The organism is Pseudomonas sp. NPDC008258 (assembly GCF_042956345.1).
In the GTDB taxonomy this organism is placed as follows: domain Bacteria; phylum Pseudomonadota; class Gammaproteobacteria; order Pseudomonadales; family Pseudomonadaceae; genus Aquipseudomonas.
The window spans coordinates 163,203-176,661 of record NZ_JBIBGE010000003.1 but is presented as its reverse complement, the minus strand read 5'-3'; the positions used below and the strand labels follow the sequence as shown (position 1 = coordinate 176,661).

At 62.9% G+C, this 13,459-nt stretch carries 13 protein-coding genes; 10 read left to right on the top strand and 3 right to left on the bottom strand.

Features of this window, described 5'->3' with window-relative positions; all coding sequences use genetic code 11:
• Positions 1-84: 84 nt before the first annotated feature.
• Positions 85-741: an HAD-IA family hydrolase gene (locus ACFY9W_RS03670; RefSeq protein ID WP_391125899.1), complete on the bottom strand. Its 657-nt coding sequence runs from the start codon at positions 739-741 to the stop codon at positions 85-87.
• 92 nt (positions 742-833) lie between these two features.
• On the opposite strand from ACFY9W_RS03670, the gene lexA reads away from it, so the two are divergent.
• Genes lexA through ACFY9W_RS03650 form a run of 4 tightly spaced genes read left to right on the top strand, consistent with a single transcriptional unit; the run spans position 834 to position 6,570 of the window.
• The gene (gene lexA, locus ACFY9W_RS03665; protein ID WP_391125896.1) at positions 834-1,451 is read left to right on the top strand and encodes a transcriptional repressor LexA; all 618 of its coding nucleotides are present in this window, start codon (positions 834-836) and stop codon (positions 1,449-1,451) included.
• Positions 1,451-2,071, top strand: coding sequence for a translesion DNA synthesis-associated protein ImuA (imuA, locus tag ACFY9W_RS03660; RefSeq protein ID WP_391125893.1), 621 nt, complete (start codon positions 1,451-1,453; stop codon positions 2,069-2,071). Before lexA ends, imuA begins: the two co-directional genes overlap by 1 nt.
• Before the next feature lie 6 nt (positions 2,072-2,077).
• Positions 2,078-3,496 (top strand): Y-family DNA polymerase, encoded by a 1,419-nt coding sequence (locus ACFY9W_RS03655; protein WP_391125890.1) that lies wholly within the window; start codon positions 2,078-2,080, stop codon positions 3,494-3,496.
• Positions 3,493-6,570, top strand: a complete 3,078-nt coding sequence (locus ACFY9W_RS03650) for an error-prone DNA polymerase (protein WP_391125887.1) — start codon at positions 3,493-3,495, stop codon at positions 6,568-6,570. The genes ACFY9W_RS03655 and ACFY9W_RS03650 overlap by 4 nt, the downstream gene beginning before the upstream one ends.
• 191 nt (positions 6,571-6,761) lie before the next feature.
• On the opposite strand, the gene ACFY9W_RS03645 is transcribed toward ACFY9W_RS03650, so the two are convergent.
• Both ACFY9W_RS03645 and ACFY9W_RS03640 read right to left on the bottom strand, forming a co-directional pair.
• Positions 6,762-7,583 (bottom strand): aldo/keto reductase, encoded by an 822-nt coding sequence (locus tag ACFY9W_RS03645; protein ID WP_391125883.1) that lies wholly within the window; start codon positions 7,581-7,583, stop codon positions 6,762-6,764.
• Positions 7,571-8,476 carry a LysR substrate-binding domain-containing protein gene (locus ACFY9W_RS03640; RefSeq protein ID WP_391125880.1) on the bottom strand — a complete coding sequence of 302 codons (906 nt, stop codon included), beginning with the start codon at positions 8,474-8,476 and terminating at the stop codon, positions 7,571-7,573. Before ACFY9W_RS03640 ends, ACFY9W_RS03645 begins: the two co-directional genes overlap by 13 nt.
• A gap of 140 nt (positions 8,477-8,616) precedes the next feature.
• Between ACFY9W_RS03640 and ACFY9W_RS03635 the strand changes: the two genes are divergently transcribed.
• The 6 genes from ACFY9W_RS03635 to ACFY9W_RS03610 all read left to right on the top strand — a co-directional run bounded on the left by ACFY9W_RS03635 (position 8,617) and on the right by ACFY9W_RS03610 (position 13,451).
• Positions 8,617-9,315, top strand: a complete 699-nt coding sequence (locus ACFY9W_RS03635) for a 3-oxoacid CoA-transferase subunit A (protein WP_391125877.1) — start codon at positions 8,617-8,619, stop codon at positions 9,313-9,315.
• 35 nt (positions 9,316-9,350) lie between these two features.
• Positions 9,351-10,007, top strand: coding sequence for a CoA transferase subunit B (locus ACFY9W_RS03630; RefSeq protein WP_028613936.1), 657 nt, complete (start codon positions 9,351-9,353; stop codon positions 10,005-10,007).
• Between the two features lie 154 nt (positions 10,008-10,161).
• Positions 10,162-11,580: a TIGR00366 family protein gene (locus ACFY9W_RS03625; protein WP_391125874.1), complete on the top strand. Its 1,419-nt coding sequence runs from the start codon at positions 10,162-10,164 to the stop codon at positions 11,578-11,580.
• 78 nt (positions 11,581-11,658) lie between these two features.
• On the top strand, positions 11,659-12,201 hold the full coding sequence (locus ACFY9W_RS03620; RefSeq protein WP_391125871.1) for a helix-turn-helix domain-containing protein: 543 nt from the start codon (positions 11,659-11,661) through the stop codon (positions 12,199-12,201).
• Positions 12,202-12,451: 250 nt separating this feature from the next.
• Positions 12,452-12,628, top strand: a complete 177-nt coding sequence (gene eppA, locus ACFY9W_RS03615; protein ID WP_284353647.1) for an EPS-associated small membrane protein EppA — start codon at positions 12,452-12,454, stop codon at positions 12,626-12,628.
• Positions 12,629-12,893: 265 nt separating this feature from the next.
• On the top strand, positions 12,894-13,451 hold the full coding sequence (locus tag ACFY9W_RS03610; protein WP_391125867.1) for a polysaccharide biosynthesis/export family protein: 558 nt from the start codon (positions 12,894-12,896) through the stop codon (positions 13,449-13,451).
• The last annotated feature ends 8 nt before the right edge of the window (positions 13,452-13,459 follow it).

The window sequence follows — 13,459 nt, the reverse complement described above, 5'->3', positions numbered from 1 at the left end:
TGATTGGCCCGAAACAAATGTAGGAGCGAGCTTGCTCGCGATGCGCCGCGCGGGCGGCGCTCGATCTCTCAGGCAACAAACAACTTAAGCCATACGCTCGACCAACGCCCACAATTCAGGATCATCAAAATCTGCAATCACCAACCCGGCCCCCGCCGCCAGCAACCGCTCCGGCGTTTGGGTGGTAGCCACGCCCACGGTAAATATCCCGGCACCACTGGCCGCTGCAACACCCGGCAGCGAGTCCTCGAAGGCTAGCGCCTGCCCGGCTTCGGCACCCAGCCGTTGCAGCCCGGTGAAGTAGGGCAGAGGGTCCGGCTTGGGGCGCGCCAGTTCTTCGGCCACCAGCACATGCTCGAACCGCTGGGCCAGGCCCATGGCGCTCAACATGTGCTCGGCGTTCAGCCGCGGCGCGTTGGTCACCACGCACATGCCCATACCCTTGGCCTCGGCATGGGCCAGCAGGCGCAACAGCCCTGGCATTGGCTCCAGCTGCGGCGACATGTCCCGGAACAGCGCTTCCTTGCGGTCGGCCAATGCCTGGCACTGCTCGGCACTGGCCCCTGTGAACAGTTCTGCGAACAACTCGCCGTTGGCGCGGCCGCTTACCTGGGCATCGAACTGCGCCTGGCTCAGCTCGCGGCCGTCATGCTCACGCAGCAGTTGGCGAAAAGCCTGCAAGTGCAGGGTGTCGGTGTCGGTCAAGGTTCCGTCGAGGTCGAACAGCAGCGCAGTCAGCATGGGATATCCAGATCAGAAAAACACGAGCCAGGGGATGATAACCAAAGCTGGCGACAAGGGGGGCTGTTCAGCGTGCTCCGAAAGGAGTACAAATGTGCTCCATGGACAATCTTACTCCCAAACGTCGCGCCATTTTCGAGTTCATCCGTGAGCGCATTGCCGATCATGGCCAGCCACCGAGCCTGGCCGATATCGCCACACGCTTCGGTTTTGCTTCGCGCAGCGTAGCCCGCAAGCACATCACCGCCCTTTGCCAGGCTGGCTATATCGATGTCACGCCCAACCAGGCGCGGGGCATTCGCCTGGCCGAACCGTTACGTCGACCAGAAATTCTCGAAGTCCCGGTGTTGGGCCAGGTAGCAGCTGGCGCCCCCATCGGCCCGGATCTTGATATCCACGAACAGTTGCTGCTCGACCCAAGCCTGTTCCGCCGTACCCCCGACTACCTGCTTAAAGTGCGCGGCGACTCGATGATCGACGACGGCATCTTCGACGGTGACCTGGTTGGTATCCTTCAGCAGGCCGACGCCCGCGACGGGCAGATTGTGGTTGCGCGCCTGGACGGCGAAGTGACCATCAAGCGGCTGCAACGCCAGGGCAGCAATTACCGGCTGCTGCCACGCAACCCGGCCTATGCGCCTATCGATGTGAAGCCTGAACAGGAATTCTTTATCGAAGGCGTGTTCTGCGGCTTGCTGAGGCGCGACTGATGGGCGCGGTGGTCGATCTCGACAGGCTGCTCGACCAGCGCCGTGTATGGCGCGGCCGGCAGGCCCAGGCCCGGCCACTCGGGTTGCAGCCTACCGGGCATGCCAGCCTTGACGAGCGCCTGCCTGAAGGCGGCTGGCCGGCAGCGGCACTCAGCGAACTGTTGTTGGCCAGCCCCGGTTGCGGCGAACTGCAACTGCTGTGGCCAACGCTGGCGCGGCTCAGTGCGCAAGCCAGCCGGCTAGTGCTGGTAGCGCCGCCCTTTATTCCCTACGCCCCTGCGTGGCAAGCGGCAGGCGTGGACCTGCGCTGGCTGGTACAGGTGGATGCCGAGCCTGCCGATGCCCTGTGGGCTGCCGAGCAGTGCCTGCGCTCCGGCAGCTGCGCAGCGGTGCTGTGCTGGCCTGAGCGTGCTGATGACCGAGCCCTGCGGCGTTTGCAGGTAGCTGCGGAAACCGGCCAGGCCCTGGCCTTTGCCTGCCGGCCGCATCAAGCGGCGCACAACCCGTCGCCAGCAGCATTGCGCATTGCCATCGACACGCGTCCGGCGCAGTGGCGCGTGCTGAAAAGCCGGGGCGGCATGCCGCCAGCGCTGCCCATCGCCTGCTCAGGGCGGGGCTGATGCACCATGCTCTGGGCCTGTATCCTGCTCCCTCAGCTGGCGCTGGACACAATCCTGCGTGAGCGTGAAGACCCCGACACACCCTTGGCGCTATTGGGTGGCCCTACCCAGCGTCGGGTACTGCAAGCAGTCAACCCGGCAGCAGCTGCACTCGGGTTGCGGGCAGGGCAAACCCTGACGGCAGCACGTGCCCTGGCCGATGGTTTCACTTGTGTCGAAGCCGACCCCGGGCGTATCGAGCAGGTGCAGCAATTGCTGGCGGCCTGGGCCTATCGCTTCAGCGCCCAGGTCAGCCTGCATTACCCACGTGCGGTGCTACTGGAGGTGGGCTCCAGCCTGCAACTGTTCGGCCCCTGGCCCTTGTTTGAAGCACGCTTGCGCCAGGAGCTTGCAGGCCTGGGCCTGCGCCATCGTATCGTCATGGCCAGCAACCCGGTGGCGGCACGCATGCTTGCCAATGGGCATGATGGCCTGGCCGTGGGTGATGCCGACGCCACCCGTGCAGCGCTGTCAGGCATGCCCATCACACGTATCGGCTTGCCGGCCGAGGCCGCCGAAGCCTTCAACCGCATGGGCTTGCGCCAGCTTAGCCAGGTGCTGGCCTTGCCGCGTGATACGTTGGCCAGGCGCTTTCCGGCCCAGGTACAGCTGCACCTCGACCAGCTACTCGGCCTGCGCAACCCGGGGCTGGACTTCTACCTGCCACCGGACCGCTTCGAGACTCGGCTGGAGCTGAACTTCGACGTCGAGTCGCATCAGGCGCTGTTGTTCCCGCTGCGGCGCATGCTCAACGACCTGGCGGCGTTTCTCGCCGGGCGTGACTGTGGTGTGCAACGCTTTTGCCTGCATCTGGAGCATGCCGATGGGCCGGACACTCTGCTCAAGGTAGGCCTGCTGGCAGCCGAGCGCGATGCAGGCATGCTGTTCGAACTGGCCCGGGGGCGCCTGGAGCCGCTGCGCATTCCTGCACCCGTGCGCAACCTGCGGCTGGTTGCTGACGACCTGCCACCTTTTGTGCCCCAGCACCAAGCGCTGTTCGACCCACGTGCGCAGCAGGCGCAGCCTTGGGAGCAGTTGCGCGAGCGGCTGCGCGCCCGCCTGGGGGACGACGCCGTCAAGGGGCTGACCGCCGCAGCCGATCACCGCCCTGAATGTGCCTGGCAACTGGCTGAGCAGGGGGCACAAGGCAACATGCCGGTTGCCCCGGGCAGCCGCCCAGGCTGGCTGCTGCCGGCGCCGGTAGCACTGGATGATGCCGGCTACCAGGTACACGGCCATGCCGAACGGATTGAATCAGGCTGGTGGGATGGTGGGGACGTTCGCCGCGACTACTACCGTATCGAAACCCGTGATGGCCTGCGTGGCTGGGCCTATCGCGACCTGGGCCAGGCCGGGCCTATGTGGCTGCAAGGCTGGTTTGCATGAACACCCCGGGTTATGCCGAGCTGCATTGCTTGTCCAACTTCAGTTTCCAGCGCGGTGCATCGAGTGCCGACGAGTTGTTCCGGCGAGCACGTGACCAGGGTTACCAGGCCTTGGCGATCACTGACGAATGTACCCTGGCCGGGATCGTCCGGGCCTGGCAGGCGGCCAAGGCGCACCAACTGCGGCTGATCGTAGGCTGTGAGGTTCAACTCCAGGACGGCCCCAAGCTGGTGCTGCTGGTAGAGAACCTGGCCGGTTACCAGAGCTTGTGTGCGCTGATCACTCGGGCTCGGCGGCGGGCACGCAAGGGCGAGTACCAGCTGCTTCGCGATGACCTGCAGCACTCTGATGGCCTGCTGGCGCTATGGGTCGCCGATGACCACAGCGATACGGCCACTGGTGCGTGGCTGCGCAGCGTGTTTGGCGAGCACCTGTGGCTGGCCGTGCACCTGCACCGTGGCAGTGATGATGGGTTTCGCCTTCAACGCTTGCGAAGCCTGGCGGCTGAAGTGGGTATTCGCGCCGTGGCCTGTGGCGATGTGCACATGCATGTGCGCGGCCGCCGTGCCTTGCAGGACTGCATGACCGCCATCCGCCAGCATTGCCAGGTGGCAGAGGCCGGTCGCTTTCTGTTTGCCAATGGCGAGCGCCACCTGCGCAGCCAGGCACAATTGGGCGAACTCTATCCCGCCGACCTGCTGGCCGAGACCCTGGCCATTGCCGAGCGCTGCCAGTTTGACTTGAGTGAGTTGAAATACCAGTACCCCCGCGAATTGGTGCCTCAGGGCCATACCCCGGCGAGCTGGTTGCGTGAGCTGTGCGAGCAGGGCTTGCCGATGCGCTGGCCAGGTGGGGCCAGCGGCAAAGTGCGTGACGTGCTGGCCAAGGAGTTGGCGCTGATCGAGGAGCTTGGCTACGAAAGTTATTTCCTGACCGTGCACGACATCGTCGCATTTGCCCGCAGCCAGCGCATTCTCTGCCAGGGCCGCGGTTCGGCAGCCAACTCGGTGGTGTGTTTCGTGCTGGGTATCACCGAACTGGACCCCATGGAACACCGCTTGCTGTTCGAGCGCTTCTTGTCGCGCGAACGTAACGAGCCACCGGACATCGATGTGGATTTCGAGCACGACCGGCGCGAAGAAGTGATCCAGTACGTGTTCAACCGCTATGGCCGACACCGTGCGGCGCTGACTGCGGTGGTCAATACCTACCATGCGGCGGGTGCAGTGCGGGATGTTGCACGCGTGCTGGGTTTGCCGGCGGACCAGGTGGATGCCCTGGCCAAATGCTGTGGCCGCTGGAGCGACCGCATCCCCGATGACCAGCGCCTGGCTGAAGCCGGGTTCGAGGCCGGCAACCCATCGTTGCGGCGGGTGTTGGTACTGGCTGGCGAACTGATCGGTTTCCCCCGGCACTTGTCGCAGCACCCGGGGGGCTTCGTCATCTCCCAGCAACCGCTCGACCAACTGGTACCGGTGGAAAATGCTGCCATGGCGGAGCGCACGGTGATCCAGTGGGACAAGGACGACCTGGACATGGTCGGCCTGCTCAAGGTCGATGTACTGGCCCTGGGCATGCTTAGTGCCTTGCGCCGTTGTTTCGACCTGCTGCAACGCTATCGCGGCCAAGCGCTGACCCTGGCCACCATCCCCGGCGAGGACCCGGCCACCTACGCCATGATCAGCCGGGCAGAGACCATGGGCGTATTCCAGATCGAGTCGCGTGCGCAGATGGCCATGCTGCCCCGGCTGCAGCCCAGAACCTTCTATGACCTGGTCATTGAAGTGGCGATTGTCCGCCCTGGGCCGATCCAGGGCGACATGGTGCACCCCTACCTGCGCCGGCGCCTGAAGCAGGAGCCCGTGACTTACCCATCACCGCAGCTCAAGGAAGTCTTCGAGCGTACCTTGGGTGTACCCCTGTTCCAGGAGCAGGTGATGGAGCTGGCCATGGTCGCAGCCGACTACACACCCGGCGAGGCCGACCAGCTACGCCGCAGCATGGCCGCCTGGAAGCGCCACGGTGGCCTGGAACCGCACCGCGAACGGCTGGTGCAAGGCATGCTGCGTAATGGTTACGAACTGGCCTTTGCAGAACGCATCTTCGAGCAAATCAAAGGCTTTGGCAGCTATGGTTTCCCGGAGTCGCACGCGGCCAGCTTTGCCTTGCTGTGCTATGCCAGCAGCTGGCTGAAGTGCCATGAACCGGCCATCTTCACCTGCGCATTGGTCAATAGCTGGCCCATGGGGTTCTACAGCCCCGATCAGTTGCTACAAGAGGCTCGTCGCCAGGGTATCGACGTGCGCCCGGTGGACGTGTGCCACAGTGGCTGGGACTGCACCCTTGAACCAACGGCGGGTGGGGCGCTGGCCATTCGCATGGGCCTGCGCCTGGTGCGCGGCCTTGCCGAAGCCGATGCCATACACCTGGAGCAGGCGAGGGCGCAGCGGCCCTGGCGCGATGTCGAAGACCTGTGCCTGCGTGCCGGGCTCGACGCCCGCGCCCGCGCCCGGCTGGCTGATGGCGGGGCGTTGCGGGCCTTGGCCAGCGATCGGCACCAGGCACGTTGGCAGGTAGCCGCGGTACAGCCGCAGTTGCCCCTGTTCGCTGACGTGCAAGCAGCGCCTGAACTACCCGTGAATCTGCCTGTACCCACCGTGGCTGAGGACCTGGTGGCCGATTACCAGACCCTGGGCACCACGCTCGGGCCGCACCCGCTGGCCCTGTTGCGCTCACGCCTGAGGGCGCTGGGGTGTCGCAGTTCGCTGGAGCTGCAGGGTGTCGAGCATGGCGACAACATTGCCGTGGCCGGCCTGGTGGTAGGGCGCCAACGGCCACAGACTGCCAGCGGCGTGACCTTCGTGACCCTGGAAGATGAGCACGGAATGGTCAACGTGGTGGTGTGGCGGGACTTGGCCGAACGGCAGCGGCGGGCGCTGGTGGGGTCGCAGTTGCTCAAGGTCAGCGGGCGACTGGAGCAGGAGGAAGGGGTAAGGCACTTGATTGCGCGGCGGCTGGAAGATGTGAGCCCATTGTTGCAGGGGCTGGATGTGCGCAGTCGGGACTTCCACTGAGTTGCGCATCAGCACCACCCCTGTGGGAGCGGCCTTGCGTCGCGAAAGGGGCGCGCAGCGGCCCCAGGATTTCAGCTTCGCCGTATGCATTGCTGGGGCCGCCTTGCGGCCCTTTCGCGACGCAAGGCCGCTCCCACAGGGACCGCGCAGGTTTTCAGATTGAGCAAGAAAACCGATTTCCAACTAGCTGGTCACACCATCGCCAGCTGCTGCTTGCGCGCAGGCGCCGGGAACGCCCGGTCAATCGCCCGCAGGTCTTCACGGGTCAATGTCAGCGACCCCGCAGCCGCATTCAGCCGTACATGTTCAGGCTCCACAGCCTTGGGAATGGCGATCACGCCATCAGTACGGGTTACCCAGGCCAGGCTCACCTGGGCCGGCGTGGCGCCATGGCGCTCGGCGATTTCTGCCAGTGTCGGGTGCTGCAACAGGCGCCCAGCCTGGGCCAGCGGGCAGTAAGCCATGGTCGGCAGTGCGCGCTTTTCGCTCCAAGGCAGCAGGTCGAACTCGATGCCGCGCTGGGCCGGGTTGTACAACACCTGATTGGTGGCACAGTCAGGGTTGTGCAGCTCACGCAGGTCGTCGACGTCGAAGTTGGACACGCCCCAGCGCTTGATCTTGCCTTGCTCGCGCAAACGCTCGAAGGCTTCGACGGTTTCTTCCAGCGGGTGCTGGCCACGCCAATGCAGCAGGTACAGGTCGATGCAGTCGGTGCCCAGGCGCGTGAGGCTGCGCTCGCAGGCGGCTGCCATGCTGCGAGCACTGGCATTGTGCGGGTAGACCTTGCTGACCAGAAAAACCTGGTCGCGGCGCCCGGCAATGGCCTGGCCAACTACCGCTTCCGCGCCGCCTTCGGCATACATTTCGGCAGTGTCGATCAGGCTCAGGCCCAGCTCGATACCCTGTTGCAGGGCCGCCACTTCGGCAGCCTTGCGGCCTGGGTCTTCACCCATGTACCAGGTGCCTTGGCCGATAGCGGGAACACTCGAACCTGCCAGTTTCACGTAACGCATGTCACCTCCGGGGGGCGGGTGTTGGAAAGCAGAACCTCAAGCAGCGCCTGCGCTGCCGTGGAAAGCTTGTGTTCGCTGAGGGCAATCACGCCGATACGCCGTTCGACCGTGGGCTCCACCAGGGTCACGCAGCGGGCACCCAGCTCCTGCATCTGGCTGATGCACAGCGCCGGTACGGCACTCACCCCCAGGCCGCTGGCAACCATGCGGCCAATCGTTGCCAGCTGGTGGCTCTCGAAGGCCACCGTCAACTTGCCGTGCTGGGCCGCCACATTCTGCTCCATCAACAGGCGTACCGCCGAAGGGCGTTGCAGGGCTACGAAGTCTTCGGCCATCAATTGTGCCCAGCTGACCTGGGGCTGCAGTGCCAAGGGCGAGTCTGCAGGTACCACTGCAACGAAACGGTCCATGTACAAAGGGTGAAAGTGCAGCCCGTCGATGTTGTCCGGTTCAAAGCCGATGCCCAGTTCGACGCGCCGATGGCGTACCAGTTCCAGCACTTGTTCGTTGATCACGTCATGCACGGTGACGTTGACCTTGGGGTAACGTTGGCGAAATACCTTGAGCGACTGGGGCAGCAGGTTACCGGCGAAGGCCGGCATGGCCGCCACCGCCACCCGGCCCAGTTGCAGGGTGAAGCGCTGGCGCAGCATTTCTTCGGTGTCGTCCCAATCAGCCAGCAGGCGCCGTGCCAGCGGCAACAATACTTCGCCTTCGGCGGTCAGGCTGACGCTGCGTGTGGTGCGGCTGAGCAGGGCGCCGCCCAGGTTTTCTTCCAGGGCCTTGATGGTCAGGCTCAGCGCCGGTTGCGAGACATGCAGGTGTTCACCGGCCTGGGCGAAGCTCTGGTACTTGGCCACGGCGACAAAGGCACGCAGTTGCTTGACGTTCATGACAGGCCTATTGTTTGTTTTGCAAAAGTTATCAATCGATGACGAAAACAAAATTAACAAATCAGTCGCTTGCGGTGAAGATGTCTGCACACGCTCACCGACAGCCTCGTCGGTTCAACAACTACAAAAGGCGGATCAGCATGGCCGGACTGGACAAGCGCGTTGCAACCTATGAACAGGCCCTTGAAGGCCTGACCGACAACATGACAATACTGGCCGGTGGTTTTGGCCTGTGCGGCATCCCGGAAAACCTCATCAGCGAAATCAAGCGGCTTGGCGTCAAGGGCCTGACCGTGGTCTCCAACAACTGCGGCGTCGACGGCTTTGGCCTGGGCGTGCTGTTGGAAGACCGGCAGATCCGCAAGATGGTCGCCTCCTATGTGGGCGAAAACGCCGAGTTCGAACGCCAGTTGCTCAGCGGCGAACTGGAGGTGGAACTGACCCCGCAGGGCACCCTGGCCGAGAAGATGCGCGCTGGCGGCGCCGGTATCCCGGCGTTCTACACCGCCACCGGTTACGGCACCCCGGTAGCCGAGGGCAAGGAGGTGCGCGAGTTCAACGGGCGCAAATACATCCTCGAAGAATCCATCACCGGTGACTTCGCCATCGTCAAGGGTTGGAAAGCCGACCACTACGGCAACGTGGTGTACCGCAACACCGCGCAAAACTTCAACCCGCTGGCAGCCACCGCCGGCAAGATCACCGTGGTCGAAGTGGAAGAGATCGTCGAGCCTGGCGTGCTGTTGCCCAGCGAAATCCACACCCCGGGCATCTACGTGGATCGTGTCATCGTCGGCACCTTCGAAAAACGTATCGAAAAGCGCACCGTCAAGGCCTGAGCGCCCTCCACCAGAACAACAAAGAGATCCTGACCATGGCACTGACCCGCGAACAGATGGCACAACGCGTTGCCCGTGAACTGAAGGACGGCTACTACGTCAACCTGGGCATCGGCATTCCAACCCTGGTGGCCAACTACGTACCCGCCGACATGGATGTAATGCTGCAGTCGGAAAACGGCCTGCTTGGCATGGGCGAATTCCCCACCGAAAGCACCCTCGATGCCGACATGATCAACGCCGGCAAGCAAACTGTCACCGCCCGCCGCGGCGCCTCGATCTTCGATTCGGCCCAGTCGTTCGCGATGATCCGTGGTGGCCACGTCGACCTGACCGTGCTGGGGGCTTTCGAGGTAGACGTGCAGGGCAACATTGCCTCGTGGATGATCCCTGGCAAGCTGGTGAAGGGCATGGGCGGTGCCATGGACCTGGTGGCTGGCGCCGAGAACATCATCGTCACCATGACCCACGCCTCCAAGGACGGTGAGTCCAAGCTGCTGCCCCAGTGCAGCCTGCCCCTGACCGGCGCCGGCTGCATCCGCAAGGTGCTGACCGACCTGGCCTACCTGGAAATCGAAGACGGCGCTTTCATCCTGCGCGAGACCGCACCCGGCGTGAGCGTTGAGGAAATCATCGCGAAAACCGCCGGCAAGCTGATCGTGCCGGATGATGTGAAGGAAATGACCTTCTAAGGCATCACGCGATCCTACCCTGTGGGAGCGGGCATGCCCGCGAATGCTGCGGTGAATTTACCGACGCATTCGCGGGCACGCCCGCTCCCACAGGGTTTTTGCGTTGTCTGATCGTACTGATTCACCTCATAAAACCAATAAAAGGAATGCCCCTGTGGCCGCTGAAATCCAAGACAGCCGCTCCGCCCGCTTTGCCTTGCGCTGCTCCAACTGGGCCGAACGCTGGTTCCCCGATTCCTGGGTCTTCGCCGCCCTGGCCGTACTGCTGGTGTGTATCGGTGCCCTGGCCATGGGGGCCAAACCGACCGACACCGCCAAGGCCTTTGGCGATGGCTTCTGGAGCCTTATCCCGTTCACCATGCAAATGGCCTTCGTGGTCATCGGCGGTTATGTGGTGGCCAGCTCGCCACCTGCTGCACGGTTGATCGACCGCCTGGCACGCATCCCCGCCAATGGCCGTTCTGCGGTGTGCTGGGTGGCGCTGATCTCGATGCTGGCGTCGCTGCTCAACTGGGGGCTGTCGCTGGTGTTTGGTGGCCTGCTGGTACGCGCCCTGGCCCGGCGCACCGACTTGAAGATGGACTACCGCGCAGCCGGTGCCGCAGCTTACCTGGGCCTGGGCGCCGTGTGGGCATTGGGCCTGTCGTCATCGGCAGCGCAGCTGCAAGCCAACCCGGCCAGCCTGCCACCCTCGATCCTCTCGATTACCGGCGTTATTCCATTTACCGAAACCATCTTCCTTTGGCAGTCCGGCGTGATGCTGGGGGCGCTTGTGGTGGTTTCGCTGGTGATCGCCTACGCCACGGCCCCCGGCCCGAACAGTGCACGTAGCGCCGAAGACTGTGGTGTAGACCCCAGCTTCACCGCGCCGCCCGCACCGCAGCGCACCCGCCCGGGGGAGTGGCTGGAACATAGCCCCATTCTGATCCTGATGCTGGTAGCCCTTGCCGCTGGCTGGCTGTACCAGGAGTTCGCCACCAAGCCGGCGATTACCGCCATTTCTGGCCTGAACACCTACAACCTGCTGTTCATCATGCTTGGTGCCTTGCTGCACTGGCGGCCGCGCAGTTTTCTTGACGCCGTCGCGCGGGCGGTGCCGACCACTACCGGGGTGTTGATCCAGTTCCCGCTGTATGGCTCGATCGCGGCCATCCTCACCCAGGTAAAGGGTGTGGATGAACAGACCCTGGCCCATCACATTTCGCTGTTCTTCACCCAGATCGCCACGCATGACACCTATGCCGTGCTGATGGGGGTGTATTCGGCAGTGCTGGGCTTCTTCATTCCTTCGGGTGGGGGCAAGTGGATCATCGAAGCGCCCTATGTGATGCTGGTGGCCAACGACCTGCAGTATCACCTGGGCTGGGCGGTGCAGATCTACAACGCTGCCGAAGCCTTGCCGAACCTGATCAACCCGTTCTACATGCTGCCGCTGCTGGGTGTGTTGGGGCTGAAGGCACGCGACCTGATCGGCTTTTCGTTCGTGCAGTTGCTGGTGCATGTGCCGCTGGTTCTGGTGTTGCTGTGGGCATTGGGTACAACGTTGCAGTACGTGCCCCCGGTAATGCCGTAACCCAAGGTGGGCCTGCAGGCTTGGCGGCAGCCGTCAGATGCGTATCATGGCTGCCTCAGCCTGGGAAACCTGCTTCACATGTCTATCCGATTGAAACTGCTGCGAAAGAAACTGGGGATGACCCTGGAAGTGCTGGCCGAGAAGACCGGCATGACCAAAAGCTACCTGTCCAAGGTGGAGCGCGGCCTCAATACCCCCTCGATCGCCGCCGCGTTGAAACTGGCGCGGGCGTTGAACGTGAATGTCGAGGAGCTGTTCGCTGAAGAACAGGTTGGCCAGAGCCGCTACAGCCTGGTGCGCCATGGCGAACGCCAGGCCTTGGTGGGTGATGGGCAAGGGCCGGGCTACGCGGCCCTCACCAGCCAGATCGGGCAACGCAGCCTGTTGCCGTTCCTGATCCAGCCGCCGTCCGAGTTCAGCGACCCCACCTTCAAGGAACACCAGGGCGAGGAGTTCCTGTTCGTACATGCCGGCCAGGTGGAAGTGGACTTCATGAGCGAACGGGTATTGCTGGAGCAGGGAGATGCCTTGCATTTCAACGCCCAGACACCGCACCGCCTACGCTCGGTAGGTGCCCAGCCGGCGCAATTGCTGGTCGTGGTTCACCACGCAGACGAATGAAAAAACCGGGGGGTCAAGCACGGCTCCCCACCGTTCTCAGCCCTGAAACGCAGCCCCCATCAGCCCGCACGCCCTTGCATATTTTGCATGTCGACATTTTGACGAATACGGCCATCTCCCATTGAATTTTATTATGGTGTCGGATCATTGACGTAGTGTCATTGTGCCCATAAGCTCAAGTCAACAGCGAAACAACTCCCGCCGTAACACGCAAATAACTAATTGATTTCCTTAATTTTTGGAGGGGCGTATGCGCACGACTCTGATTATCAAATCGATGTTTTTGCTCGTGCTGCTGAGTGGTGCTGCGCGCGCCGCAGATTCGTATGTAAATCAAAACAGTATCATTCCTGTTTCAACCGCAGGCTGGTTGATGGCATTTGCCGTTGTTGGCTTTGTGCTGGTGGCCAACAGAAGAAAGATCTGATTCTGATCAGCCCATTCCTTGAGTGGGTACTGGTTGTCGCAAGCCCGGGGCTCGGCTTGTGAATTTCCCAACCGTTGCTATATTCCCAGTAGCCCAAGAAGGCCCAGGATTGCAGGGCGTTGCACCCCAGATCACAGCGTCAAGGTTAGGGCCTCCAGGAAGGTCGAGGCCATCGCGGCGGGCATAAGCCGTGAAGCGGAGCGAGAGTTGGTGTGCTGTTCTCATTCAGTGCTCTTTGTCGGGCCATTTGGCCGGAGGGACCCTCATGAAGCGTTCATTGATTGCTGCATTCTGCATGCTGACAGTGTGGTCCGGTGTGGGCAACGCTGACCAGGGCAGTGCGACCTACCTGCTAAGCCCCGGTGATGTCGTCATGGTTTCGGTGTGGCAGGAAGACAGCCTGCGTCAAGAAGCCACCGTACTCCCCGATGGCAGTATCACGTTCCCTTTGGCCGGGCGCATCAATGTTGCCGGGCTGGATGTTACGGCAGTTGAAAAACAGGTAGCTGCCAAACTCGAAAAGTTCCTCCCCGACCCAAACGTCAGCGTTGTCGTCAAGAGCATCGCTGGCAACCTGGTCTATGTCCAAGGCAAAGTGATCAAGCCGGGCGCTGTGCAAATGGCAGGCCCTACGGCGGTACTTCAGGCCCTGAGCATGTCGGGTGGGCTGGACAAGTTTGCTGACGAAAGCGAAATCAAGGTGGTCCGCGGCACGGGCGCTTCACAAAAGATCCTGCCCGTGCGATATAAGGACCTGGTGTCTGGGCGGGACATGTCCACCAACATCCAACTTCAGGCTGGCGATACGCTGGTCGTTCCTTGATCTTGCCT

Excerpts from the sequence above, each read along its gene's own strand:
- ACFY9W_RS03670 (WP_391125899.1), bottom strand. The coding sequence starts at position 741 with ATGCTGACTGCGCTGCTGTTCGACCTCGACGGAACCTTGACCGACACC.
- lexA (WP_391125896.1), top strand. The coding sequence starts at position 834 with ATGTGCTCCATGGACAATCTTACTCCCAAACGTCGCGCCATTTTCGAG.
- imuA (WP_391125893.1), top strand. The coding sequence starts at position 1,451 with ATGGGCGCGGTGGTCGATCTCGACAGGCTGCTCGACCAGCGCCGTGTA.
- ACFY9W_RS03655 (WP_391125890.1), top strand. The coding sequence starts at position 2,078 with ATGCTCTGGGCCTGTATCCTGCTCCCTCAGCTGGCGCTGGACACAATC.
- ACFY9W_RS03650 (WP_391125887.1), top strand. The coding sequence starts at position 3,493 with ATGAACACCCCGGGTTATGCCGAGCTGCATTGCTTGTCCAACTTCAGT.
- ACFY9W_RS03645 (WP_391125883.1), bottom strand. The coding sequence starts at position 7,583 with ATGCGTTACGTGAAACTGGCAGGTTCGAGTGTTCCCGCTATCGGCCAA.
- ACFY9W_RS03640 (WP_391125880.1), bottom strand. The coding sequence starts at position 8,476 with ATGAACGTCAAGCAACTGCGTGCCTTTGTCGCCGTGGCCAAGTACCAG.
- ACFY9W_RS03635 (WP_391125877.1), top strand. The coding sequence starts at position 8,617 with ATGGCCGGACTGGACAAGCGCGTTGCAACCTATGAACAGGCCCTTGAA.
- ACFY9W_RS03630 (WP_028613936.1), top strand. The coding sequence starts at position 9,351 with ATGGCACTGACCCGCGAACAGATGGCACAACGCGTTGCCCGTGAACTG.
- ACFY9W_RS03620 (WP_391125871.1), top strand. The coding sequence starts at position 11,659 with ATGTCTATCCGATTGAAACTGCTGCGAAAGAAACTGGGGATGACCCTG.
- eppA (WP_284353647.1), top strand. The coding sequence starts at position 12,452 with ATGCGCACGACTCTGATTATCAAATCGATGTTTTTGCTCGTGCTGCTG.
- ACFY9W_RS03610 (WP_391125867.1), top strand. The coding sequence starts at position 12,894 with ATGAAGCGTTCATTGATTGCTGCATTCTGCATGCTGACAGTGTGGTCC.